The sequence below is a fragment of the Fibrobacter sp. UWH4 genome (assembly GCF_900142475.1).
GTDB lineage: Bacteria > Fibrobacterota > Fibrobacteria > Fibrobacterales > Fibrobacteraceae > Fibrobacter.
The window spans coordinates 90,288-115,553 of record NZ_FRAY01000002.1; the positions used below are offsets into that span (position 1 = coordinate 90,288).

Consider the following 25,266-nt stretch of genomic DNA (forward strand, 5'->3'; position numbering starts at 1 on the left):
GTCAAGCGGAAAATTCATCTAAGTCATTGAAAATGAAGTAGTTAGCCCTCTTTTGCCCATTTATGGGACTCTTTTTCGGCCTTATTGACCTCAAACAGATACTGAAGGACCCTTTCCTGGGTCCAGCCGAAGGCTCCGCGGAACGATGCCGTAAAACAGTTATAATGAGGATAATCCTTGTTTTTTCGTCCTAAATTGCGCAAAATCTCAATTTCAACGTCTTCGTCGCCAAAACTCGGCAGTTCAAACTGGATTCGCAAATGCTGTCCTGGATAGCAATCCCTGGGAAGCCCGACCATAATACCGCCTGCGGAAAGATCCAGGAGAGTCCCTCCGATGTTGGATCCGTCATCAAAGACGGCCGTTACCGTGAAAGCGACCTGTTTACGGACCCAGCGACGCAACTGACGCTTATCGAGGTTCGAAGAGTGCAAGAGCACCAAATGCCCCGCTTCCGCGTAACGGACCGGCAAGACCGTCGTGTAAATGGCGTCGTCTGGCCTAGTACAGCGGACCTTGATTTCCTTATTGACCAAGGAGAACGACGAACCGTCGCTCGTATCGAACGAGATTGTCCAATCCCTTTCGGTACGAGCCATGATTTCGGAAAACTTGACACGGAGTCCGTTTTCGAGCAACAGATCAACACGATCTCCCACATTGAACTGCCTTGTCGAAAAGACTTCCGACAGCGGATTTGACGCCGTGAAATTCAGCTTGACGCGAAGCCGTTCTACAGCAGCAAGCGTTTTAAGCATTTCTTCTTTATCGTCAAACACATCATGCTTGTCGTAATAAGTCGAAACAGCCTGTTCAAAAAGACCTGACGAATTCAAGATGGCATCCTTATTTTCAAAGGACGACGCTCTGATTATTTTGTCCAAAGTCTCTTTTTCACTGTCCGTAAAACCGATTGCCGCGGTCTGTTCGTCAAAGACCTTTGTGCCAAACATAACCTCGTTCTCGCGACGATAGTTGATGCGATGTATTTCAATCAGCACCAGCAGCGCGAGACACATGCAGGCGATAAAGGCAAACCAGACAAGCTGAAGAGGATCAATCATACTAATTCAGAATTCGGAGTTCAGAATTAGGAATTCAGAATCGTTGGAATTCCGAATTCCGAAATCTTAATTTAACTTAGTCCAGACTCCGTTGATGTAGGTTGCAAGAATCGACGACGGGAGTTCCTTGCCGAGGAGCGGAGAATTGCAGACATGGCCCGCGAAGTCGCTTTCGACGACTACGTGCGGTTTATCTGCAGCAAGCACGACCACAGCGGCAGCATGATTTTCGCCACGGACTGCATTTGCCAAGCGAGCGGGAGCCGTCGAGAGAAGCTCGATGGCACGAGCATCGCCCACGCGTTCGCTCAGCTTTTTCCAGATGGCAGGCAGCGCGATTTCTAGCGAAAGGGCTCCCGGTACGGAATCTTCAAAGTTCACCACTTTGTCCTGACGGAGCACCGGCGTATGGTTCATGCTGATGGCATTCACCGTACCGTCTTCGATTCCCTTCCACAGAGCTTCGCGGTCTCCCGCGGAGCGAATCGGCGGCATAATGTGATATGCCGAGTCAAGCGTTTCAAGGCAGGAATCGTCGAGCAGCAAATGATAGAGTCCAACATCGCAGGTCACATCCATTCCCTGCTTGCGGGCGTTACGAATCAAGTCCAGAGTCTCGCCGCAAGTCACCTGCTTAAAGTGGACAGGCACCTGCAGGAAGCGAGCCGTTTCAAGCACCGTGTAGGCGGCAATCGTCTCGGCGATGCGAGGAATGCCCTTCATGCCGAGCATATCGGAATAGGCGCCTTCGTGAACGCATCCGCTGTGGCGAAGCGTCCTGTCCATCGGCTGGAAGAAGAAGCGCTTGCCCGTCATCTTACCGTATTCCATGGCAAGGCGGAGGAAACGGGAATGTGGAATAGCGGCATTACCATCGCCGAAGCCAACAACTCCCGAAGCAAGCTCCATCATTTCGGCAAGGCTATCTGTACCAAAGCCCTTGCTGTAGGCACCGAGGAAACGCATATCATAAGCCGTACCACCAGGACCTTCATTAAAATCGCAGGGTCTACGGTTATCGGCAGCGGTCAACTTATCGACATCATCAATCGGGTTGGCGGCACTTTCGTATATGGCTCCATAAAAACCGCCCCTGCGCATAGCATCCACACCATCCACATAGGTATAGACATCGTCGCGAAGCGGTTCCATAAAGTCAACGCCAAGAGCAAAGAGCGCAGGCAAAACAAGCGCGCCATTGCAGTCATATTCAAGAGAGTCGCTGTTGCTAGAGGAACCCGTCAGACGGACTTCATCACGCAGTTCAAAGGACTTACCGTTCCAGAACTTCGCGTTTTTCAAGACAACATTCGCATAATGTTCATAACTAGGCTTACGAGTTTTCATTGCGGCCTCCTGCCAAAAGGAAGAGAACGGCCATACGGACAGCAACGCCGTTGGTCACCTGATCAAGAATTACAGAATGTTCGCCATCGGCGATGTCGGAATCGAGTTCCACGCCGCGGTTGATTGGCCCCGGATGCATGATGATAACCTTGTCCTTGGCACATTCCAGGAGTTCTTCGGTAATGCCGAATGTATTGCGGTATTCGCGCATGCTCGGAAGCAGTGCGTCGTCCATGCGTTCCTTCTGCAAACGGAGTGCAATAATGGCATCAGCATTTGCGACAGCCTTCTTCACATCCGGTTCCCACGTCACGTGGTTCATGAGGTCGGTATTGCGCGGCACCAGGGTAGACGGTCCGCAGAGTGTCACATGGGCACCCATCGTGGACATTCCCCAGAGGTTACTGCGGGCCACGCGGCTGTGGCGGATATCGCCAATGATGGTCACGTTCTTGCCTTCGAGCGTTCCGAGCTTTTCTTCGATCGTCAGCATGTCAAGGAGTGCCTGCGTCGGGTGTTCATGGGCACCGTCGCCAGCGTTCACGATAATGGCATTGCTGTTGTCCGCAAGGAACTTCGGCACGCCCGTCCCCTTGTGACGGACGACCATGATGTCAATCTTCATGGCTTCGATGTTCCTAAGCGTATCGACGAGCGTTTCACCCTTCTTGACGCTGGAGTTAGAGCTTGCGAAGTTCACCGTATCGGCGGAGAGTCGCTTTTCGGCAAGTTCAAAACTGGTGCGCGTGCGGGTGCTGTTTTCGAAAAACAGGTTCACGACCGTCATGCCCCTAAGGCTCGGTACCTTCTTGACCGGGCGTTCGAGAATTTCGCGGAACTGCTTTGCGTTATCCAAAATAGTACGAATATCGGACTTGGATACCCCCTGAAGTCCGAACAAATGCTTGATCTGCAATGCGCCCATCTTAGGCCTCCACCTCTACGAGATAAACGGAATTTTCTTTATCGATCGGTTCAATCTGCACGCGGACTTCCTGGTCCTGTGCGGTTTCAACCGTAAGACCTACGCAATCGGGTGCAATCGGAAGTTCGCGGTGACCGCGGTCCACCAGCACACAAAGGCGGATTGCCGCCGGGCGCCCGAGGTCTAGAATCGCCTGCATGGCGGCTCGCACCGAGCGGCCCGTATAAAGCACATCGTCCACGAGAATCACCGTCTTGCCTTCGACCGATGCAGGCATTTCGGTAATGCGCATCTCGGTGGAACCCACATGCTTGCGGTAGTGGAAGTCGTCACGGTAGAAGGTTGCATCAATGCTCCCCATCGGGACCGTCTTGTTAAACTTTTGACTTAAGCGCTCGCAAATCTTTTTAGCGAGAGGGATTCCGCGACTTGCCATGCCGAGCACCACCATGTCGTCGGCAGTCGGATGCATCTTGGCAAGCTTTGCCGCCATTTCGTCGAGGGCGAATTCCATCGCCTGAGCAGACAGAAGCTCTCTGATTTTTTTACAGTTGTCTTTCATATAGGTATCAGGTCGGTCGCAAAGCGCCCTCTGAGGTTCGAGGTCACTCGCGCCGCTCGTTTTGAGTTTTTCTGCTAGAAATTAGTTTTTTTCTTGACTTTTTTCTTGAAAAAGTTGTAAAACACCCCTATTTTTTATATATATAAGGAAAACAACATATTACGCTTTTTGCTAGAGACTATTCCTTTCAAACTCGCAGCTCAAAGCGTAGCGAGCTCATACCTCACACCTATAGGAGATTCCATGTTCAATCAGCTGGGTAAACCCGAAGCAGGCGAAACCATCGCCATCATGAAGACCAACCACGGCACCATGAAGCTGCGCCTTTTTGAAGAACTCGTCGGCGAATGTGCCACGAACTTTATTGAACTCGCCAAGCAGGGCAAGTATGACGGCGCCCCGTTCCACCGCATTATCAAGGACTTTATGATCCAGGGCGGCGACTTCACAAACCGTAACGGTACCGGCGGACACTCTGCCAAGGGTCCGGGCACCACGATCGGCGACAAGTACGATTCCCGCCTCACCCACATGCGCGGCGCTCTTAGCTGGGCAAAGACCGCCATGCCGCACAGCATTGGCAGCCAGTTCTTCATTGTCCACGGCGACAATGTGCATTTCTTGGACCACGACCAGGTGGGCCCCGGCCCCGCTGACGGTTACTCCGTATTCGGCCAGCTCTACGAAGGCTTCGAAGTCCTCGACGAAATCGCAGGTGTCAAGACCGACCGCCGCGACGCACCGTTTGAAGACGTGATCATCGAATCCGTGACGATCGAGAAGGCTTAAGAAGTAAACAGTAGGCAGTGGTTAGTGGTTAGGAATGCAATAAGAACGTTTCTTTTACGTCCCTACTTGCGAACAACTAAATCCTTTCCTGTTTACGGCCTAAAGGCCTAATCACTGTTTACTAACCACTGTCGAAAAAAAAATTCATTTTTTTTCATATCCACCCTTGACAAGGCGAACCAAACATTCTATATTTGGGCCAGCCCTCGGGGTTATAGCTCAGTTGGTAGAGCGCCTGCATGGCATGCAGGAGGTCAGGAGTTCGACTCTCCTTAGCTCCACTGAAAAACCGCTTGATAATCAAGCGGCTTTTTTTTCATTTACAACAGCATTTGAAATTCTGAATGCAACACATTCTCGAAATTTATTCTTTTTCCGGAAATTTTATTCCAACATCGGAGCGACCGTCAAAATGACGAGCCCGATAAGCACCGCATTCAAGAAGAAAAAGGAGCGGCGCACAATCTTGTAGAAAAGAGGCAACCAGTGAAACTCATGGTCGGACGGTTGCAACAGTTCCTTGAACCCGAGAAAAATGCTTATCGCCCCCGTCACGATCATCATCATTGCACCAACAAAATAGCCTTCGTTCCAAACGGCCACCGTAAGGATGGTTCCCATCAGCATCGCAATGACTCCGATAACGACTCCTATGCGTAAAATCAGCGTGTTCAATTTTTGCAGTTTCAAGGGAATTCCTCTAGGTTGGGGTTCTTAAATATAAAAAAATAAGCTCCGATTCAAATTACAAATCTGTAGCAGCTCCGCTACGGTAACAATAACAGCGCAAAAATGTAACTATGATTTTTCAAAAGACGTTTCTAATTTTGCTCCATCCAAAATTAGGATTCTCCATGAAAGCCCAAATCATCGCAATTATTACGGGAGCAGCCGCGGTTTCTATTTTTGCCGGCGGCCTGAACACCAACACCAACCAGTCCATCGCCTACCAGCGACACGTCATGCGGTACGCCACCACCGACAACGATGCGCCTATTTTTAACCCGGCGGGAACCGCATTCATGGAAGACGGATGGCACGTATCCCTGAACTCCCAGGCATTCTGGCAGACACGCACCATCTATACAGAATCTCCACTTTTCGACGAAGAAAAGAAATTCGAAGGCAAGGCACAAATTCCTGCAATGCCAAGCCTGCTTGCTACATGGCACCGCGGCGATCTCGCCATTTCAGGCTATTTCGGAATCGTAGGCGGAGGCGGAAAACTCGACTACAAAAAAGGCATTCCCTCTTTCGAAACCGCCGTGGCGCAGATTCCGGGGCTTTTAACCAAGAACGGACTTACAACCACCGACTACAGTGCCGACCTGTCGCTCAAAGGAACCTCGTACGTCTTCGGTTTCGGTCTCGGCGCCGCATACCGCATCAACGAGATGTTCTCCGCCTATCTAGGCGCCAAGTTCAGCTACGCCATCAACCATTACGAAGGCAAACTCCAGAACGTACAGGTCAACCCCAAAAATGCGCAGCTCGGTCTTGACGGAGAAATGGTCAAGGCGGCGGTCACCTTCAACCAGCTCTCCGAAACCTTGGCAAGCTATGCCGAACAGGCCGCCGAAGGCGCCCAAAAAGCAGCAGCCGCAGCCAAGCAATATGAAGCCGCGGGTGACAAGGCTACAGCAGCCCAATATACAGCCAAGGCAAACGAGCTGAAGGAATCCGCCAAGGAATACACCATCAAGTCCAAGACTTTCGAAGCCGTCGCAGAACAGGTTTCCGACAAGGAACTTGACGTGGAACAGACCGGATGGGGCATCACCCCGCTCGCCGGCATTTCCTTTAAATACAAGGACCTGACTGCCGGTATCAAATTAGAGTACAACACCTCGATCGAAATGAAAAACGACACAAAGAAAAACGAAGTCGGCCTCGCTGCTTACGACGATGGAGTCAAGTCACACAGCGACATTCCTGCATCAATCTATATGGGATTGACTTACGCCCTCTTCGACAACTTCCGCATCAGCGCCGGTTACGGACACTGGTTCGACTGGTATGCCGATTTGCCGGGCGATCAGGAAAAGCACGCCGAAGGTACCGACGAATTCTTGGGTGGCGTCGAAGCAGACATCTTAACGCGTTTGACTATCAGCGGAGGCTTCCAGATTTCGCAATACCACCTGGATGACGAATACATGAGCGACATGAGCTTTATCATGGATAACGTGACCCTCGGCTGCGGACTCGCTTTCCGAGCCACCGACTGGATCAAGATTAACGTTGCCTACTTCCATTCCATTTACGACGACTGGAAAGAAAAGGAAGCCTACGGCAGCAACACCTACAAACGCACAAGCCACGGAATCGGACTCGGGGCCGACCTGGATTTCTAACCCACACCCCTTAAAAAATTTGGTGAGCCATAAGCGGCTCTGCGCAAGCGAGCCGTGATGGCGACCTTTGACCACTTAGTGCTTTAGCACTTATGTGGGCATGGCCACCTTTAGGTGGTAGCGAGCGCTTCGGGGACGAACTTAGTTATTTGGGCGCGAGCGGTCTTATAAGGAGAAGGCTTCCTCTAATAGAGGAGGCTTGTTGCATTTGGGAAAGGGGGGTGTTAGGGAGGGCGAAGCCTTCCCTAGTCGGAGAATGCCTCCGCTGTTAGCGGAGGCATTCAGATAAGGGGCGGTTGTAAGCCGGGTTTTGTTCCTTCTCGCGAAGGCGATGACCATCTCTCTGGACGAATCGTTACCGACCGCCTCAAGCAACCTACCCGAATTCCAGCTGGCGCGGGCCGCTCCAGGTTCACTTGCGTGAACGGAATTCTGCTTGGTCTTGCACCGGATGAGGTTTACCGTGCCACTCCTGTCACCAAGAGCGCGGTGAGCTCTTACCTCGCCATTTCACCCTTACCGCGCAGAGCCGAAACCCTACGAGGCGGTTTACTTTCTGTTGCACTTTCTGTCGTGTTTCCACGCCTGGACGTTATCCAGCATCCTGCCCTGCGGTGCCCGGACTTTCCTCCAGCATTGCTGCCGGCGGCCATCCGCCACCCCAAAGTCAAATATAGGAAATTACCCCTAAAAATAAAAGGGAGAACTATTCCTTGATATGCCCACACTTGTCGCAGGTGAGCTTGTAGCTGTTATCCGGGTCGACAACCATCACGCCGTCGCATTCAGGAACTTCACACGGGAGCTCCCCCGGCATGACTTCGCGGTACGTTTCTTTTTCGGCCATATTATTCTCCGATTTCCTTGAGGTAACGGGCCAAGGCATCTTGCCATGTCGGAAGAGGCTTGAAACCAGCTTCAACGAGCTTACTCTTGTCGAGACGGCTGTTGAACGGGCGCGCCGCCTTGCTCAAGCCATATTCGGCGGTAGTTACCGGCAACACCTTCGTGGAGAGGCCCGCCTGTTTGTAGATTTCACAGGTAAAGTCGTACCAGCTGATGTACCCGCCTTCGTTGGTGGCATGGTAGTAGCCGTACTTTTCCGTTTCGTTCATATCGATGAGCAAGCGTGAAAGGTCCAGCGTATATGTGGGCGTACCAATCTGGTCATTCACCACGCGCACGGTATCGTGAGTTTTCCCCACATTCAACATCGTCTTGATAAAATTCTTGCCATTCAGGCCGAACACCCAGGCGATTCTCACGATAAAATACTTCTCAAGCGTGTTGGCGACCGCAAGTTCGCCTTCGAGCTTAGTCTGACCGTAGACATTCAGAGGCTTGTAATCCTTGCAGTCGGGTTTCCACGGTTCCGTTCCCTGACCATCAAACACGTAATCCGTACTAATGTAGGTCATCTTACAACCCAAGTGATGGCAGGCATCGGCAATATTCTGCGTACCGCCGGCATTTACTGCGCGAACCTTCGCCACATTGGCATCGTCTTCGGCCATGTCCACCGCCGTCCACGCGGCACAGTGAATCACGGCATCGGGCTTGATTTCAGAAAGCACATTGTCAACTGCGGCGCTGTCGGTAATGTCGAGCTGCACATAGGGCATCGTCGTCACGGCGGAACCGTCGGCTACCCCGCTGTAAGCTGGCGCCATGTCGGAGCCAACGCCCGTATGTCCGCGCTTCGCAAGTTCGTTCATTACGTCGTGACCCAGCTGGCCACCTACACCCGTCACAAAAAATTTCATTTTTTTACCTCAAAGAGAAATATAGCTAATCGGCATTATGAGATTCCGCAAAGTACAAAAAACGCCCCGTGTGGCAGGGCGTTCTCTTGTCATCCTTGATATAGGAGTGCTTTAGGAATTGACAAATTCTTAACGGGTCACGCGCACCAGATTGAGCTTGCTTCCCTGCTTCACCATGTAGACTCCAGCCTTCTGGAACTTGGCGAAGAGAGCGTCGGCAACGGTGGCGCCATTGGCTACATCGACACGACCGAGCGTACGCCCCTGCATGTCGAACACCTGGTAGGTCTTGCCAGCAGCGTTCAAGCGCAGCGTCGATGCGATTGCCTGGGGATTACCACCTTCGCTACCAGTGGTGAAGACCAGCTTGACGTCACTAATCTTGACTGTACCTGTAGCTTGTCCCAAATTGAAGGCAAACTGAGCGGCTTCATCAGTATCTTCTTCCATAGCAAAGATAAATGAGTATTCCTTTTCCGTAGTGGTGATGTCAAATTCCTTAGTGGCGTATGCACCCCAGGGGTCTACGGATTGTTGGAAATTAACTTCAATCTTGCGATCTACATCAGCGCTAGCCTTAAAGGACAACTTGTACTTCATGCCCTTATCAAGAGCCAGATTGTACTGAACAAGCTGCGGCTGGTAAGTTTCTGCACCAATAGTGGTAACGTCAACCGTAGCCGTGCCACCAGAAACAGATGTCTTTGCAGCAGAGTTACCCCAGTTTGTACCCTGCCCCAGGAACCAAGATGCATCTTGGCTTGTAGAAATCACACTGCCGCTCGGGAAATCACCATCCTTAAGAAGGTTCACTGTGGTTTCGCCGACCAATTCAAACTTGGCGACAACAGACTTTTCCTTGTCCATGGTTACAGAAATGGTTTCGGTAGAGCCGGTAACATCACCTTCCCAACCCACAAACTTCCAGCCTTCGTTGGCTTTGGCGGTGAGCTGTACAGCTGTTTTTGGAGCATAATAGTTAGCTTCGGGGCTCTTTGTCACAGTACCTGCAGCAGCCGGAGATGCAGTTACATTGAGGCCAAGTTCATCGGCACTGCCACCGATTTTCAGCAGGTTCTTCTTAACGGTAGCATGACCTTTTGCAGAGCCCGTATTTCCGGTGTAGGATTCAATTTTCATGGAAGCAACTTCATACAGTCTACCCATCTTCATACCCACTTTAGCCCATTCGCTGAAGTGCTTGGAAATAGAAATGGTGCCCTTGGTGCGATGCTGGCTCGTATTCTTCGGGATGGACCAATACTGTTTAAAGGTGCTGGTACCCGAAAGAGAAGGTTGCTGAATACGGTCGGTAGTATAGAAATCGTAGTCAATACCATCGATCTTTGCAGAACCAAAATATTTACCGTTCGAGGTAGGATTGTAGGGTCCTCGATCCTGGATAATGTAGTATTCAATTTCATCGGTGAAACCACTGGGAATGTCCGCCTTGTCATAATAGCCCCAGCCATAGACACTGACATACTTCACGTTGTCGGTGGAGCTCCATTCCACTTCAAATTCGGAGGTAATATTACCCACATTCTGTACGGTAACAGTAGAGTTAGACCCCCAACGCTTTCCGGAACGGGCCAACATGTTGATAGTACCACTCCATTCAACGGAGAATGCACCACCATTTTCGGTGCTCGGGTTAAGCGTCATAGTTGCGTTACCGGCACCATTCTGGCTCCAGAGTTCGTAATCATAGCCTGCGCCGCTACCCATTTTCTGGGACGTGCCATTAGAGCAGTTAAGGGTGGTCTGCCCCCAGGAAATGGATGACGAAATTGCGGCTACGGCAAAGGCTGTTGTTAAAATTTTCTTTACACTCATATTTTTCCTCTTAGGGGGTGGTTTGTATTCCCTTCTAATTTATACTATTCTACATAGGCAATCAAGTTCTACTGGATAAAATCCGTTGTTACCTTTTACAACAGAAAAAAAAAGGAAAAACGGCGATTTTTGAGTAAAAAAGCCTGTTTTTGATACAGAAAAGCCCCTCTCAAACATGAGAGGAGCGTTATTTATATACGGATTGCATAGGCCCCTTTCGAGGCCCCGCACCGTTTTATTCTTCGTCGTTTGCCGGCACACCGATCTGCTGTTCCGGCTTGTCTTCGACCTTTTCCACAGAATCGTCGTCAACTTCGACGCCTTCCACCTTGTCGAAGGTTTCCTTCGCCTCGGCGCTATCCTGTTCGATATCCTCGACGCTCGGGAGTGCGGTCGCATCTTGCACCACATCGCCTTCGCGCAGGCTGATTGCCTTGACACCCTGGGCGTTACGGCCCGTGAGGCGGATATCGGCAGCCTTGATACGAATCACCTGGCCTTCGCGGCTGGTAATAATCAAGTCATAGTCATCGGCGACGCTTTCCACGAACACGGCGGAGCCCACCTTGTCGGTCACGTTCAAGTTGCGCACGCCCTTGCTTCCGCGGCGGGTAATGCGGTAAGTCGAAGGTTCGCTGCGCTTGCCATAGCCGTTTTCGGTGATGGTCACGATCTTGTTGCCGGCCTTGAGCCACAGGAGCGAAATCACTTCGTCGCCTTCGGCGAGGGTAATGCCCTTCACGCCGTGCGTGCCGCGGCCCATGGCGCGGAAGCAGCTGATCGGGAAGGTCACGGCCTGACCGTTCTTGGTGGCAAGCATCAGCAAATCCTTCGGAATCGGATGACCTTCGATATCTTCTGCGTCTTCGGATTCCTCGGCGATGGCGGCCTCGGCAGCCTGTGTTTCGGCTTCGGCATCAGCGTCTTCGCCTTCGGCAGCCTGGCTAGCCTTGAAGTCTTCGGCAGACATGCCCACGAGCTGCACCTTCACCAGTTCATCGTCTTCGTCCAAGCTGATGGCATTCACGCCCGCCTTGCGCGGACGGCTGAAGAGCGTGAGGTCCATCTTGTTGATGACACCCTTCTTGGTCGCAAACACGAGACAGAAGTTGCCACCGAACTTGCGCACCGGCACAATCGCCTGTACCTTTTCGCCTTCGGTAAGACCGATAAAGTTGATGATTGGGCGGCCCTTGCCGTTACGGGTTCCTTCGGGGAGTCGGTAAACCTTGGTCCAGTAAGCGCGACCCTTGTTCGTGAACACGAGCAAGTAGCTGTGGGTGCTTGCGGTAAAGATCTGTTCGACGTTGTCTTCTTCCTTGAGAGTTGCGCCGATAATGCCCTTGCCGCCACGGTTCTGGGCCTTGAAGGTATCGATCGGCAAACGCTTGATGTAGCCTTCGCGGCTGAGCGTAATCACCTGTTCTTCTTCAGCAATCAGGTCTTCGTAATCGTAGTCGTCAACAGCGTCTTCGATAGAAGTACGGCGGTCATCGCCACACTTGTCCACGATTGCATCGAGACGGTCGAGCATAATCTTCACGCGGCGTTCGCGCTTTGCGAGAATGTCCTTCAAGTCGGCAACAGTTGCAACGAGTTCGTTGTATTCGTTTTCCAACTTTTCCAAGTTCAGGCCAGTGAGCTGGGCAAGGCGCATGTCGACGATCGCCTGCGACTGAATGTCGTCGAGGTTGAAGCGGTCCTGCAAGGCAGTCTTTGCAGCTTCGGTCGTCGGGCTCGACTTGATGATCTGCACCACTTCGTCGATGTTCTGCGTCGCAATGCGGAGCCCTTCGATAATGTGCAAGCGGACTTCGGCCTTGCTCAAGTCGAACTGCGTAGAACGCGTAATCACTTCCAAGCGGTGGTCCACGTAAACCTGGATAAGGTCCTTGAGCGTCAGGAGCTTCGGCAGGTTGTTGACGAGCGCCAAGTTGTAGATGCTGAACGTCGTCTGCAGCTGCGTATTTTTGAACAAATTATTCAAGACAACTTCGGCGACCACATCCTTGCGCATTTCGATCACGATGCGCATACCTTCGCGGCTAGATTCGTCGCGGATGTCGGTAATGCCGTCAACGCGCTTGTCCTTTACGAGTTCTGCAATCTTCTTACAGAGTTCGGCCTTGTTGACCATGTAAGGAATTTCAGAAACGATAATGCGCGGTTTGCCTCGGCTATCGACATCGATTTCGGTACGGGCACGCACGCGCACGCGGCCATGACCCGTCAAATAAGCATCGCGAATGCCCGCGCGGCCACAAATCACGCCGCCGGTCGGGAAGTCCGGACCGGACACATACTGCAAAAGATCTTCGCCAGAGATATCCGGATTTTCAGCCACCGCATGAATGGCGTTTGCAATTTCGCGGAGGTTATGCGGAGCCATGGAGGTCGCCATACCCACGGCAATACCGGTGGTACCGTTCACGAGCATGTTCGGGAGAGCGGAAGGCAGCACCTTCGGTTCTTCCAAAGATTCATCGAAGTTCGGGCCCATGTCGACGGTATCTTTTTCCAAGTCTTCCAGCATGAGGGCGCCCATGTTGTTCATCTTGGCTTCGGTGTAACGCATAGCGGCAGCGCCGTCGCCGTCGATAGAACCGAAGTTACCCTGACCGAACACCAGCGGGTAGCGCAGCGAGAAATCTTGCGCCATACGCACCAAGGTTTCGTACACGGCAGAGTCGCCATGCGGGTGGTACTTACCGATCACGTCACCCACGATACGGGCGGACTTGACCGTCGGCTTGTTCGGCACCACGCCGAGCTTATGCATACTGTACATCACGCGGCGGTGCACCGGCTTAAAGCCGTCACGCGCATCAGGCAAGGCACGAGCAACAATCACGCTCATGGAATAGCGCAAGTAGCAATCCTGCATGTCCTTTTCGATTAAGGACCTGATTTGCGAACCTGGTACCAATTCTTCTGACATTCTTTTTCCTCAATTAGTGGTTAGTGGTTAGTGGTTAGTGGTTAGGACATCCTAGCCGCAAGCACCTCCCGCTAACATTTCATTTATTACTTCTAAACTTTCTTCGTCGGTCTGGTCGATGCGGTGGGGCGTAATCGTCGCATAGCCCTGATTCAACAGATAGTCATCGCTATCCTTGGGTTGTTCGTCCCACAGTTTATCGCCATCCAGTTGCCACAGTCCGTTTTCATGGGAGTAGTGGTCCGTAAACATTCCAAGGGCCATCTTGGTCGCCTTGTACCCCTTGAAGGTATCGGCTGTAGCCTTGGGAAAATTCACGTTCCAGAATACACCTACGGGAATCCGTTCGAACAGACGGTCCTTGACCACTTTCACGGCAAATTCCTTCGCCGTTTCGAGCATATTCGGAGTCGTTCCCCTAAGTGAAAGAGCGATGCCCGGCACACCCCAAAGGGCAGCCTCGCGGGCACCAGCGACAGTCCCCGAATAAAGCGACGACACACCGGAATTTTCGCCGAGATTCACGCCCGAGAAACACACATCAAAAGTCCCCGGACCGGCCCCCTCGGTAGTAAGTCCATGGGCGGCAAAATGGCCCAACGCAAACTTGACGCAATCGGCAGGGGTCCCCGACATGGAATACGCCTCAATGGCTGAATTCTCTGTAATTTTGACTTTTTTGACCGAAAGTCCGCGTCGAACAGTAAAGGCGTGTCCTACCCCGCTCTGTTCCACTTCAGGCGCAAAAACGCACACGTCCGCATAAGGGGCGAGTGCACACGCCAAAGCGAGCATATAGCCACTCTGGATTCCATCATCGTTTGCGATGAGGACACGTGTCTTCGGGTAGTCTTGCATGTAAGATAAAAGATAGAAAATAGTGCGCAGAAATTAGAGCCTAGAACTTAGATTTTATGGCATTTACAAGCCCATCCAACCCAGTTCTGCCAACTGCCGACTAAGTTCTAAAATCTATCTTTGGAGCATGTTTTCCGAGAAGAAGTTTTTAGCTACCAAAGAGACCTCCAAGGCCAAGCGCATGGCCGAACTTTTGCGCGTCATCATCTTGCAGCTGGGCGATGACGTGCCCCGCGCCAAGCGTGAATTCGAAACCTACGCCGAATGGATGAAACTCCCTGAAAGCGAGCGCCTTACCGGAAAAAACCAAGCGCAAATGATCGACCTCTACAAGACGTTCCGCACGCGGGCGGGCCTCGGGTTCGAACGCGACGTTTACCTGGAGCAGGAACCGGGGGACCGCGAAGTCGCAAACGAAGCCCCACTCCCGTTCGCCGTACTCGTGCACAACTTGCGTAGCGCCTTTAACGTAGGCTCCATCATCCGCAGCACGGACTGCTTCGGGCTCGAAGGAGTCCACCTGAGCGGTTACAGCTGCGGGCCCGACCACGTAACCGTAAAAAGCGCCGCTCGCGGCTGCCAGGAATGGATCCCCATCAAGCGCTGGGACAGCCCCTTCGACTGCGTCAAGTGGCATAAAGAAAACGGCTACGAAATTATCGCCCTTGAAACCGGCGAAGATATTCCGAGCATCAACAACGTAACATGGCCCGAAAAAGGTCTGATCATTCTCGGGAACGAAGAATTAGGAATCGCCCCCGAGCTGATGGCAGAGGCGACCATGAAAGTGACTATTCCGATGGCTGGCCGCAAGGCGAGCATGAACGTTGCCGGTGCGTTCGCCATTATGGCATTCTGCCTACGGAGCCGTTGCGGCAGGGGCTGACGATTTCTCGTTATTCAACGCCTTCACCGCTTCGGTCAAGCGATCGATGGCCTGAATAAGTTCATCCATCTTGGCATCGCTTACACCACCGGCTACAGCGGCAGGCACATTTGCAACAGCTGCGGCGGCTTCGGCAGCAGGTTTCGGAGATTCCTTTACCGGAACCTTGCCAAGCCAGATGTCCGGCCAGCGGTCGTTACCTGTATGATACGTAATACGCGTTGCCGATTCCACCGGTTCGCCAATCTTCCAGATATAGAGCTCATAGTCGAACAAGTCGTGGTCGTGGCCCTTGTCGGTTGCCCCCCACACGAGCCACTTGCCATCGGGAGAAAGACGCGGGAAGTATTCGTGACTGCGGCGGCCAGGCAAGTCCATCAGCTTCACGTTCTTCGGAATGCCAAAGAAGCCCACCTTTTCAATCTGCTTGCCGTCTTTGGCGCTGAACCAGAGAATTTCGCTCGGAGCAGCGGTACCGCCGTTACCCGTGGGGTTCACGCGATAAAGCTTGCTACCATCAAAATTCCAGTCAATCTGGCAACCGTCACCGGACTTGGTCCAGGCGTTCTTCGACAAATCCCACACGCCTGTTTCGCGCATGGAACCGCGGAGCGTAATGGCCACGTGCTTACCATCGGGACTCATATTCGGCTCCTGCAGAATCACGCCGGACTTGTTGAAAGCCTTTTCGCCATCGAGCACGAGAGTCTCTTTTTTGCTGGCAAGGTCCATCGTAAACACTTTGCCTGCGCGGCTAAAAACGATTGACTTGCCGTCGGGCCTCCAGGTGCCCCACGTAGCATTGTCCACCACCTTGCGTGCATTTTCGCCCGAAATATCGACCATCCAAAGGTCCCACTTTTCGGGATAGTTCGCATCGTTTTCAGGTACCCAACCGCCCTTGCTGCGGTTAAACAGCACCGTCGAGCCATCCGGAGAAATGCGCGGGAACCAGTCCACATTGTCGCCGCTCGTAAGTGCGCGGGCATTCGTACCGTCAGCGTTCATAATCCAAATATCATGATGGGAATTTGCACGACTTGTCGCCCAAACAATGGCACCTTCAAGCTTACCCCTGAGGGCAGAAAGCGCCTTTTGTTCATCGGCAGTCGGGTCCACAGCTGCTCCCGTCGGAGCCCCTTGCTGGGCAAAAACAGTCGAAAAAGCCAACAAGGCGGGAATCGCAAACTTCATCATGTTCATATAAACCTCAAAAAAGGGTTCATTCCTGTAAGAACGGACCATACTGTATTGCGTAATCTAGTAAAATGCCTCTAAAAAACGGCACCCAAAGCCCCAAAAATATGACAGAACTCACACTTTACACATCCGTAAACAAAAAAACAGCACATTTTTTTTCCATCTACAAGATGAAAATTTATTTTCAATAAAAAAAGGGATGTCGACAATGAAAAAAACACCGAAAATTGCATTTCTGTCGTCTTTGGCACTGTGCACCTCGCTTGCAGTAGCCCAAGACATCACCCCCACCCGCGTGGGCCCTGTCAGCCAGTACGGTCAGCTCGTAACCGGCAAGAACTCGCAAGGCAAAGGCCGCATTTACGGCAGCTGCGAAGGCGTCAAGGACGGTGCCGAAGTCCAGGTACGCGGCATGAGCCTTTACTGGAGCCTTTTGCCCAAGGCAACGGAATTCTGGACATCCGAAGGCATTTCCACTATGGTCCGCGACATGAATATTCAAGTCGTGCGCGCCGCCATGGCAACCACAACCGATGACTGGTGGGGCTGTAAAGACGGTTCTGAAAGCTGCGGTGACGACAAGTCCAAGCACATCACCGGCTACGCATCCGACCCTGAATTCCAGACAAGCCTCATGAACACGGTCGTACAGGCCGCAATCGAAAACGACATTTACGTCATTATTGACTGGCATTCTCACCAGGCGCACTCTGAAGTTGACAACGCCACCAAGTTCTTTACCGAAATGGCCCAAAAGTGGGGTAAGTACGACAACGTCATCTTTGAACTTTATAACGAGCCCATATCTACATCTTGGAGCGAGATCAAGACTTATGCCGAAAAAATCGTACCCGTCATCCGTCAGCATTCCGACAACTTGATTCTTGTCGGCAACAGGCAGTACGACCAGAATCCGCAAGAAGCGATCGGCAATACAGTTTCTGGCGAAAACATCGCCTACACATTCCATTATTACGCCAATTCTCACTGTTGGAGCGGACAGACCTCCTGGGGATCTGCTTGCGAAGGCGCAAATGCACAGCAGGCAATCGATGCGGGTCTTTCCGTATTCGTTTCCGAATGGGGTACGGGTAACGCCGATGGCGGTGGCGAACCGGACCAGAGCAAGAACACGGGCTGGCAAAACTGGATAGACGGCAATAAACTCTCCTGGGCGAACTGGTCCGCATCCAAAATTAGCGAAGGAACCGCCGCATTCCAGGGTTCTTCGAGCAAGACCTCGCTCCAGTACACCACTTCCGGCAACATGGTCAAGGGCTACCTTGCCTCCAACCCCACCAGCTACACCAAGTGCGCGAACGGCGGTGAAAGCGGAGGAGAAACCCCGATATTTGCCAAGACCGATCTGAACTACAATGTAACCTTTGCGGGCAAGACACTCCACATTGCTGGAGCCCCAGCAACCGTTGAAATTTACAATCTCCAGGGAAATCGCCTGATGGTTCTTGAAAACGTGAGCGGTTCACTCTCGCTCGCAAGCCTCCCGGCAGGCAAGTACTTCGCTCGCATCATTAAGGATTCGTCCAAAATGACGCGCGTATTCCAGATCAAGTAAGTTCGTTATACCAACGAGAGAGAAGGAGGTGCGACACAGGTCGCACCTCTTTTTAGTTTTTATCGAATACGGCAAAATATTCGTCGCGGTAGGCAAGGTGCCAGCGGGGGGATTTTGCGAGAGTCTGCAGCAGGGCGTCCCAGCGGGCGTAATACTGCAGCGGGAATAAGGCTCGGTCGATGCCTAAGGAATCGGCATCCGACGGGAATCGCTCCGGATGGGTCGCGTACGCGAGATAATTTTCAAAGAAGTCGGCAGTTTTTAGAATGAAGCGCCCATCGATGTAAATGGAATCTGCGGGATTCACAAAGGCAAGGTAGCCCCCGGCGCGGTCATCATTAAAAAGTCGCCCCTGGTGCGGATGTTCTTGCATCCACCGCGTTGCTTCGACGGGAACACGCTGGTAGGCGACCATAGAATTGTCGTAGGCGGAAAGGGAACGCGCCCAGAGACCCAAGATGAAGAAAGTCGGCAGTAGGCAGTAGACTGTAGGAAGAGGAACGCGAAGGATGAGGGACGAGGTCGCAACCTTCGGTTGCTTTGAGGAGGTTGTCAACACTCCTATTAGTACCGGTAAGAACAGCACAAAGTTGCGCTCGGCAACAAGGGCAAGGATGGCTGTTATCATAAGCCATATCAATTCTGAATTCCGAGCTCCAAATTCTGAATTACGGCAAATGAAACGTTTTATTGCAAAAAAAATTCCAACCAGGCACAATACAATCATCAAGGCACTTTGGAGTGTATTCTCCCCCGCCAGCAGCAAGGTAACCGGCGAGCGGTTCTCTGCGATTTCACTGGCAAAGATTGCAGCAGAAGGAGTCATACCCAACAGACGGTCCAGCAAGCCGAACGGATACAGGAACAGGTTCAATCCCTCACGGTGCAAGAAGGGCATCGCAAACAACGCTGCCACAAAAGCGACGCGCCACGTAACAGCCTTTGGCGGAAAAACTTTTCCACCTTTGCGAGAATCCCAAATTTTCGCAAGCAGCACAAGCAACGCAAAAAACGGACCGAGAATATAAAGCCCCTGACATTTGCACCAAAGGAATTGAACGACAAGGACTAAAGTTACAAACATCAGTTTACAGGTTTTAGAGGATTGAAAACAAGTTATTGAATCTTGAAATGGCTCTCTGGATCCCATCGCGCGATGCGCTCCAGGATGATCGTTACTTGAAAATGCCGCATCCCGGAGGGAATCGCTATGACAATATCCAAAAATACGAGGCAAGACATTCCAGTAGATTCCGAGGAACAGGAGTGAAAAAAGCACTGGACGAATCTCAAAATGATAGCGGAATATAAAAAGAAGAACAACAGCAACTAGAGGTAGACTCATGCAACTAGAGAATGCCGCGACTTTTCGGGTTTCGCAACGACATTTTTGGGAGGCCGGCAGCAAGAAAAGTGTAAACGTGACGCCCCAAAGAAACGCCTTGAACGCAACGAGAAGCGGAGCGCCACCGAGACTGTAAACAAAGCCTACCACCAGCTGAAAATATTCATGCACATTCACAACGGGCGTTCGCACTGGAGTCCATGTCGTCACCCACTCCCGGGCACATGCCAAATGCCACCAGATATCCGTATCGGTCAGTGGAAAGATGGAAAAAAGTATGACGGCAATCGACAGCAACCGCATCTATGCTATTCCAAAGTAATTAACAGGGAATCCAGACGGGCAGTCAACTGTTCTGCACCTTTGATACTCAAATGGTCCGTATTGAGAGCCATCTGGTCGATGTAATCATGATTTCCGTTACGGTTTTCATCAAGAACGTTAAAATGAGGGATGCGATCAGCCAATGCCTGAACGGCTTCTATATACTTTGCGGCGGCAGAACGCTGAGGGCCGTAACGGCCCCAGGAACCCGTTTCTCGATAACGGGGATTCTGGGGGAAGATCACCCCGATCACGTTGATTTGCAAACGGTCCATTTCCTTCGCGAAAGATTCTAGACGAGCCAAGTTCCAATCCAGAGCCTGCGCTTGCGTCTTAGACCAATTAGAATCAGACTCCACCAAAGGGACGCCCCATTCAGCCGCTTCATTTCCCACCCAGCCCCTTGATTGTCCGTAGACCTCGATCGCAATCGTCGAAAAAGGCGAAACGGCCTCGACGATCTGCGAAAAATCAGCCATATCCTCATTTTCCCAGAAGAAATGGTTCTTGTCATAAATGTAACCTGGAATATTCATGAACAGGTAATCAGAGAAATCTGTTTTATTTTGCCACAAATCAAAATCCAGCGAAACAACAACTGTCTTCAAATTTTTCAGATGCTTCGCCCCATAATTTTCTGCAACATAAAGCGAGGCGTTCATATCATTTCCCGAATGTCCCATATTCAAGGCGAATCCCGACTTTATTTTGGTTGCAACAATGCCGTCTTCGGTTCTGGAGCTGCCGACACACAGAATCTCCACCTGGTTCGCATATTTCCACATCAGGTTCATCTTATAGGCCAACGCCTCGTGCGGCCAATCCTGGCCTTCCACAAAATACACTCCCGCACTGTCCAGGTCAAAGACAAATTCGCTCACCGAAGTCTGGACATCACTACTCCACAAGCTCGGGTGCCAAAGTTCATCCCCCTCTACAAGTTCCACGATGTTGCCGTCGTTTAAGTCAATAAGTGCAATTTTTGTATGGGCGCCGTTCGCATTCGCAAGGGTCGCCACGGCATAATTACCGTTCGTCACCCATTCGCTATGGTCAAAGGAATAACCCGCAGGAGCAGCAAGAGTCTGAACCAGATTGCCGACGCTATCAACAACAAGAAGACGTTCGTGCGTTCCATAATTGACACCCGCATATTCGCGACCTGTTTTTCCACCGAAGTCAAGGAACAATGTACGCTTGGAGCTGTCCTTGGCAAGCGACGCATTGCAAGCCTGTTCGGCCACACCCTCATTTTGATACCACACCGTATCGTGGGCACTCGACATTACCGTTGAGCCTTTATTCGCCAGGCGGGCTCGCAGAAGTCTCGCCCCTGTCACGGCAAGGGTATTGTCTTCGCTGATACCGCCGTGGTAAGCTCCATCAAAAAGCTTTTGCGGCTTGCCGAATTTACCATTCGCAAAAGGCACCTGCCAGGTTGATGCCGACTTGAAAGCGGTTTCTTCCTTGTTGTTGCCCGCATCGGTCACATAGACGATTACCGTTTCACCTGATTCTAGCACTCGCCAACGCGGAATCGCAGCCGATTCAACTTCCAGTTTCACCAAATTGGAAACTGCTGCATTCAGATCCCGCACATAAACATCAGATTTTCCAGACACTCCTTCAAGTCCCGTACAAAAAGCGACATATTTGCCGTCAGGAGAAATTTCAGGATGGTAAACCTCAAGCGTATCCTCTATTTCATACACAGAAAGATTTCCGCTGGAATAGTCGATATACGCTAAATTTCCCGACTTATCGTCCCGGAAAGCCAACTTGACCCTATAGGTTTGAAATAGGGAACGCACCGTTGCGGAACTCGTCAAAGGGACTACGCGACTCGATGACGCCTTACCATCGTTTCCCATCCAAGTCGCCCCAGGAATCGCACCAAAAGCAAGACGGAAACCCACATAATCAGCCCTCGTCGACGACGTCACCGTGTATACATCCCCGCGACTGTAAAGAGTAACGGATTCCGCTGAATTGCGGTAACTACCTCCCTTCACGATACGCTGTCCAAGCGCGCCACCATCGGGAGCTCCGACAAAGTTCGTCACCGTCGTATCGCGGAACTTTCCGAGCCAGTCGTTCACCCACTCCATGGCGTTTCCCGCAACATCACAAAAATGCACAGACGAATCCGTTTTTTCGCAGACGGGATGCAACCTGTAATTCGAATTTTCGGAGGTCCAACCGCCAGCTACGTTCCAGCTCGCCGTTGTCACAAAAATCCATTCCGCTTCGGTCGGCAAACGATACGCGTTCTTTTCGGGACGGTACGCAAAGCCTTCCAAATTTAAGCAATGTCCTTCCGAATCAAAAATGGCGCGGCTGTAAGTATAAGCCGTATCAAAGCCCTCGGACTTGCTACGTTCATTTGCAAAAAGGACCGCATCGTAGTAGGTAATGTTCGTCGCAGGAACCGAAGCCTCACACGACAAAGAAAGTCCCCTTGCCGTCATCAAATCGTTAAATTCAGCACAGGTGACTTCGGTGCGTCCCATCGAAAAATCATAGTCAAAACGAGCCTTCATCGACGGTCGCTCATTTGCTTTCGCCGTCACCTCGTTGGTTCCCAAGAGAATCGATTCGCCAGTAGCCTTGATACGGTGCATTCCTACTAACGAATCACCCTCAATCTCTATGTTCGTAGAATTTTCCGAAAACACCCCTTCCGAATTGGAACAAGCTGCCCAAAAGATGAATAATATGACCGGTAAAACAAATCTCAAGAAGTCCACCCTCCCCTATTCCAATCCATTTAAAATGAGGTCAACAGTCGCCGTAAAGGACTTGGCACCTTCGATACACAAATGGTCGTCATCCACGAACCACTCACTCGGATAACCATGATTACCCATCCTGTTTCTATCAATAAATTTAAAATTGGAATAACTTTTTTCAAGTTCTTGAAAACGGGAAACAAATTGTTCTGCAACACTTCTACGCAACCCATAACGACCATAGGCACCCGTATTCTGATAATCCGGATTTTGAGGGAACAAGATTCCAATGACAACGATATCCTTATTTTGTGCACTTTGAATAATGTCTACAAGAGACTCAAAACTTTTTTCATACAAATTCTTTTCCGAATCATACGCGGAACTATCTCCTTCAACCAACGGAGGATTAGCCCAACCGCCGCAGAACGGGTTCATAATAGCGCCACGATCAACTTCATGCAACAAGTACGGTTTCACCTCTAAATAGTTTTTCGTATACTCAAGCAAACCTTCTGGATAGCCGTCTTGCCAGTAGTTATGATTTTTGTCGTAAACATAGCCCGGATATTTCTTATAAGCATTCTTGAATAAGTTATCACTATTATCGCCATCCGGCTTGTTCCAGAAATCAATATCCAAAGACAGCACAACATATTTCAGCTTTTTCAGATGAGGGAACAAATACAATTCAAGAAAATCCCTTGACATGTGAATGCTATTGGGAGTCTGCGCAAAATTCACCATAAAGAAACGGTTACTCATCAACGATGGCCACAAGGAGTACAGAGGTCTCGAAGAACCTACCACAGCAACATTGACGGAATCCCTGTATTGCCACAGCAATTCCATATTGTAGCGCATCAGGGCTACTCCCCAGTCATCACCATCGTTCATATAAATTCCAGCACTATCCGAATCAAGCGAGATATTCACCTCATTGTTTTTTTCTTGACGGATCCACAAGTTCGGATGCCAAAGTTCATCACCTTCGGCAAGGTCCACCACGTTCCCTTCGGTCAAGTCAATTAGCACCATTTTCGTATGGGCGCCGTTCACATTCGTAAGCGTTGCTACGACAAAGTTACCATTCGAAGCCCATTCGCTATGATCAAAAGAATATCCCGTCGGAGCAGCCAGCGTCTGAATCAAGTCACCTATACTATCAACAACAAGAAGCCGCTCGTGCGTGCCATAATTTTCTCCAGCATATTCACGCCCAGTTTTGCTTCCAAAATCAAGGAACAGAGTACGTTTGGAACCATCTTTCGCAAGAGACACATTACAGGCCTGTTCCCCATTGTACCATACAGTATCACGGCCGGAAATGCGGGCACGAAGAAGGCGAGCCCCCGTTACAGCAAGGGAGTTGTCTCCGCTGACACCCCCATGATAAGCTCCGTCAAAAAGTTTTTGCGGTTTACCGAATTTGCCATTTGCAAAAGAGACCTGCCAGGTAGACGACATTTTGAATGCTGATTCTTCCTTGTTGTTCCCCGCGTCACTCACATAAACAATCACCGTATCGCCCGAATCAAGTACGCGCCATCGCGGAATTGCCGCCGATTCAACCTCCAACTTGACTAGGTTCAAGCCTTCGGCACTCAAGTCCCGCACATAAAGGGACGATTTTCCCGATACACCTTCAAGCCCCGTACAGAACGCCACACGCTTGCCGTCCGGAGATATTTCCGGATGATAGACATCAAGGGTATCCGCAATTTCAACCACCGAAAGAATTCCGCTAGAATAATCTACATAGGCCAAATTTTCAGTCAAATCGTTACGGAACGCGAGACGAACCTGATGCGCTCCCACCACGGAACGTAACGTCGCAGAGCTCGCAAGCGGCACAATTCTGCTTGATGCAGCTTTTCCGTTATTTCCCATCCAGACCGCAGCAGGAATTGCGCCAAAAGCGAGTCGGAAACCGACATAATCTGCACGAGTCGAAGATGTCACCATATACACGTCGCCTCGACTATACAAATTAATCGATGTTGCAGAATTGCGGTATGAGCCCCCCTTGACAACACGCTGTCCCAAGGCACCTCCATCAGGGGCACCGACAAAGTTCGTCACCGTCGTATCACGGAAAACGCCTAACCAGTCGTTGACCCATTCCATGGCGTTCCCCATCATATCGCAGAACTGCACCGTTGAATCCATCTTTTCGCAAACACGGTGCAGTTTATAATCGGAATTTTCCGCAGTCCAGCTATGCTCCGCATTCCATTCGGACGACGCCACTAAAATCCATTCAGCTTCCGTCGGCAACCGGTAGGCGTTCACCTCCGGTCGATAAGCAAAGCCTTCTAAGGCTGTACAATGCTTTTCGGAGTCAAAAACAGCCGACGCATAGGTATAGGCCGTATCAAATCCCTCGCCCTTGCTTCGTTCATTCGCAAAAAGAACCGCATCATAGAAAGTGAGACTTGTTGCCGGAAGGCTATCATTATCGCAGTCTAAAACAAGTCCAGAAACATTTTCCATCACCGAATTGAACTCTCCACAGGTCACCTCATGACGCCCTATCGAGAAATCGTAGTCAAAACGGGCCCGCATTTCGGGGCGTTCATTCACCTTCGCCTTGGAATCCAAAGTTCCAAGAACAGTAACGGATTTTAGCGTCTGCACACGCAGCATTCCTGCGAGGGTATCCGTAGAAACATCCACCAAAGGCTTTTTTTCAGCCGACACGCCCACCGAATTAGAGCAGGAACAAACCAGCAGGGAAAAGAATCCGCATATCAACGCAAGCCATTTCATA

At 51.1% G+C, this 25,266-nt stretch carries 18 protein-coding genes, 1 tRNA gene and 1 other RNA gene; 5 read left to right on the forward strand and 15 right to left on the reverse strand.

The window, feature by feature from the left end; genetic code table 11:
• Window positions 1-41: 41 nt before the first annotated feature.
• The 4 genes from BUA93_RS03215 to pyrR all read right to left on the reverse strand — a co-directional run bounded on the left by BUA93_RS03215 (window position 42) and on the right by pyrR (window position 3,898).
• Entirely contained in the window at window positions 42-1,064 is a 1,023-nt protein-coding gene (locus tag BUA93_RS03215) for a PilZ domain-containing protein (protein WP_072977402.1), read from the reverse strand.
• A gap of 66 nt (window positions 1,065-1,130) precedes the next feature.
• A complete protein-coding gene (locus BUA93_RS03220; RefSeq protein WP_072977404.1) occupies window positions 1,131-2,411 on the reverse strand; it encodes an amidohydrolase family protein in 1,281 nt (426 codons plus the stop codon).
• Window positions 2,398-3,336: an aspartate carbamoyltransferase catalytic subunit gene (locus BUA93_RS03225; RefSeq protein ID WP_072977406.1), complete on the reverse strand. Its 939-nt coding sequence runs from the start codon at window positions 3,334-3,336 to the stop codon at window positions 2,398-2,400. Before BUA93_RS03225 ends, BUA93_RS03220 begins: the two co-directional genes overlap by 14 nt.
• A gap of 1 nt (window position 3,337) precedes the next feature.
• Window positions 3,338-3,898: a bifunctional pyr operon transcriptional regulator/uracil phosphoribosyltransferase PyrR gene (pyrR, locus tag BUA93_RS03230; protein ID WP_072977407.1), complete on the reverse strand. Its 561-nt coding sequence runs from the start codon at window positions 3,896-3,898 to the stop codon at window positions 3,338-3,340.
• Between the two features lie 243 nt (window positions 3,899-4,141).
• On the opposite strand from pyrR, the gene BUA93_RS03235 reads away from it, so the two are divergent.
• Together BUA93_RS03235 and BUA93_RS03240 are read left to right on the forward strand one after the other, a co-directional pair.
• On the forward strand, window positions 4,142-4,687 hold the full coding sequence (locus tag BUA93_RS03235) for a peptidylprolyl isomerase (RefSeq protein ID WP_072977409.1): 546 nt from the start codon (window positions 4,142-4,144) through the stop codon (window positions 4,685-4,687).
• 208 nt (window positions 4,688-4,895) lie between these two features.
• Window positions 4,896-4,968 (forward strand) — tRNA-Ala (locus tag BUA93_RS03240).
• Window positions 4,969-5,071: 103 nt separating this feature from the next.
• Here the strand turns inward: BUA93_RS03240 and BUA93_RS03245 are convergent.
• A complete protein-coding gene (locus BUA93_RS03245; RefSeq protein ID WP_139257735.1) occupies window positions 5,072-5,377 on the reverse strand; it encodes a hypothetical protein in 306 nt (101 codons plus the stop codon).
• A gap of 164 nt (window positions 5,378-5,541) precedes the next feature.
• Between BUA93_RS03245 and BUA93_RS03250 the strand changes: the two genes are divergently transcribed.
• Window positions 5,542-7,041 (forward strand): hypothetical protein, encoded by a 1,500-nt coding sequence (locus BUA93_RS03250; RefSeq protein WP_072977413.1) that lies wholly within the window; start codon window positions 5,542-5,544, stop codon window positions 7,039-7,041.
• Between the two features lie 283 nt (window positions 7,042-7,324).
• Here the strand turns inward: BUA93_RS03250 and rnpB are convergent.
• From rnpB to surE, 6 genes are all read right to left on the reverse strand, one after another.
• An RNA gene (rnpB, locus tag BUA93_RS03255) (RNase P RNA component class A) lies at window positions 7,325-7,706 on the reverse strand.
• Between the two features lie 41 nt (window positions 7,707-7,747).
• Window positions 7,748-7,888 (reverse strand): hypothetical protein, encoded by a 141-nt coding sequence (locus tag BUA93_RS16150; protein ID WP_158212913.1) that lies wholly within the window; start codon window positions 7,886-7,888, stop codon window positions 7,748-7,750.
• 1 nt (window position 7,889) lies between these two features.
• Window positions 7,890-8,804 carry a dTDP-4-dehydrorhamnose reductase gene (rfbD, locus tag BUA93_RS03260; RefSeq protein WP_072977414.1) on the reverse strand — a complete coding sequence of 305 codons (915 nt, stop codon included), beginning with the start codon at window positions 8,802-8,804 and terminating at the stop codon, window positions 7,890-7,892.
• A 129-nt stretch (window positions 8,805-8,933) separates the two neighbouring features.
• Window positions 8,934-10,640, reverse strand: a complete 1,707-nt coding sequence (locus BUA93_RS03265) for a glycoside hydrolase family 11 protein (RefSeq protein WP_072977416.1) — start codon at window positions 10,638-10,640, stop codon at window positions 8,934-8,936.
• 235 nt (window positions 10,641-10,875) lie between these two features.
• The gene (gene gyrA, locus BUA93_RS03270; protein ID WP_072977418.1) at window positions 10,876-13,578 is read right to left on the reverse strand and encodes a DNA gyrase subunit A; all 2,703 of its coding nucleotides are present in this window, start codon (window positions 13,576-13,578) and stop codon (window positions 10,876-10,878) included.
• 51 nt (window positions 13,579-13,629) lie between these two features.
• Window positions 13,630-14,436, reverse strand: coding sequence for a 5'/3'-nucleotidase SurE (gene surE, locus BUA93_RS03275; protein ID WP_072977419.1), 807 nt, complete (start codon window positions 14,434-14,436; stop codon window positions 13,630-13,632).
• 127 nt (window positions 14,437-14,563) lie between these two features.
• Between surE and BUA93_RS03280 the strand changes: the two genes are divergently transcribed.
• Window positions 14,564-15,322: a TrmH family RNA methyltransferase gene (locus tag BUA93_RS03280; protein ID WP_072977421.1), complete on the forward strand. Its 759-nt coding sequence runs from the start codon at window positions 14,564-14,566 to the stop codon at window positions 15,320-15,322.
• Here BUA93_RS03280 and BUA93_RS03285 read toward each other — a convergent pair.
• Window positions 15,296-16,525, reverse strand: a complete 1,230-nt coding sequence (locus BUA93_RS03285) for a PD40 domain-containing protein (protein ID WP_072978071.1) — start codon at window positions 16,523-16,525, stop codon at window positions 15,296-15,298. The genes BUA93_RS03280 and BUA93_RS03285 overlap by 27 nt on opposite strands.
• Window positions 16,526-16,730: 205 nt before the next feature.
• Between BUA93_RS03285 and BUA93_RS03290 the strand changes: the two genes are divergently transcribed.
• Entirely contained in the window at window positions 16,731-18,098 is a 1,368-nt protein-coding gene (locus BUA93_RS03290) for a cellulase family glycosylhydrolase (RefSeq protein WP_175547362.1), read from the forward strand.
• 52 nt (window positions 18,099-18,150) lie between these two features.
• Here the strand turns inward: BUA93_RS03290 and BUA93_RS03295 are convergent, their stop codons facing one another.
• The 3 genes from BUA93_RS03295 to BUA93_RS03305 are packed head-to-tail and all read right to left on the reverse strand — an operon-like array spanning window position 18,151 to window position 25,265.
• Entirely contained in the window at window positions 18,151-19,746 is a 1,596-nt protein-coding gene (locus BUA93_RS03295) for a hypothetical protein (protein WP_072977424.1), read from the reverse strand.
• Between the two features lie 5 nt (window positions 19,747-19,751).
• On the reverse strand, window positions 19,752-22,514 hold the full coding sequence (locus BUA93_RS03300; RefSeq protein ID WP_254793828.1) for a TIGR02171 family lipoprotein: 2,763 nt from the start codon (window positions 22,512-22,514) through the stop codon (window positions 19,752-19,754).
• Between the two features lie 6 nt (window positions 22,515-22,520).
• On the reverse strand, window positions 22,521-25,265 hold the full coding sequence (locus BUA93_RS03305) for a TIGR02171 family lipoprotein (RefSeq protein WP_072977426.1): 2,745 nt from the start codon (window positions 25,263-25,265) through the stop codon (window positions 22,521-22,523).
• Window position 25,266: the final 1 nt, after the last annotated feature.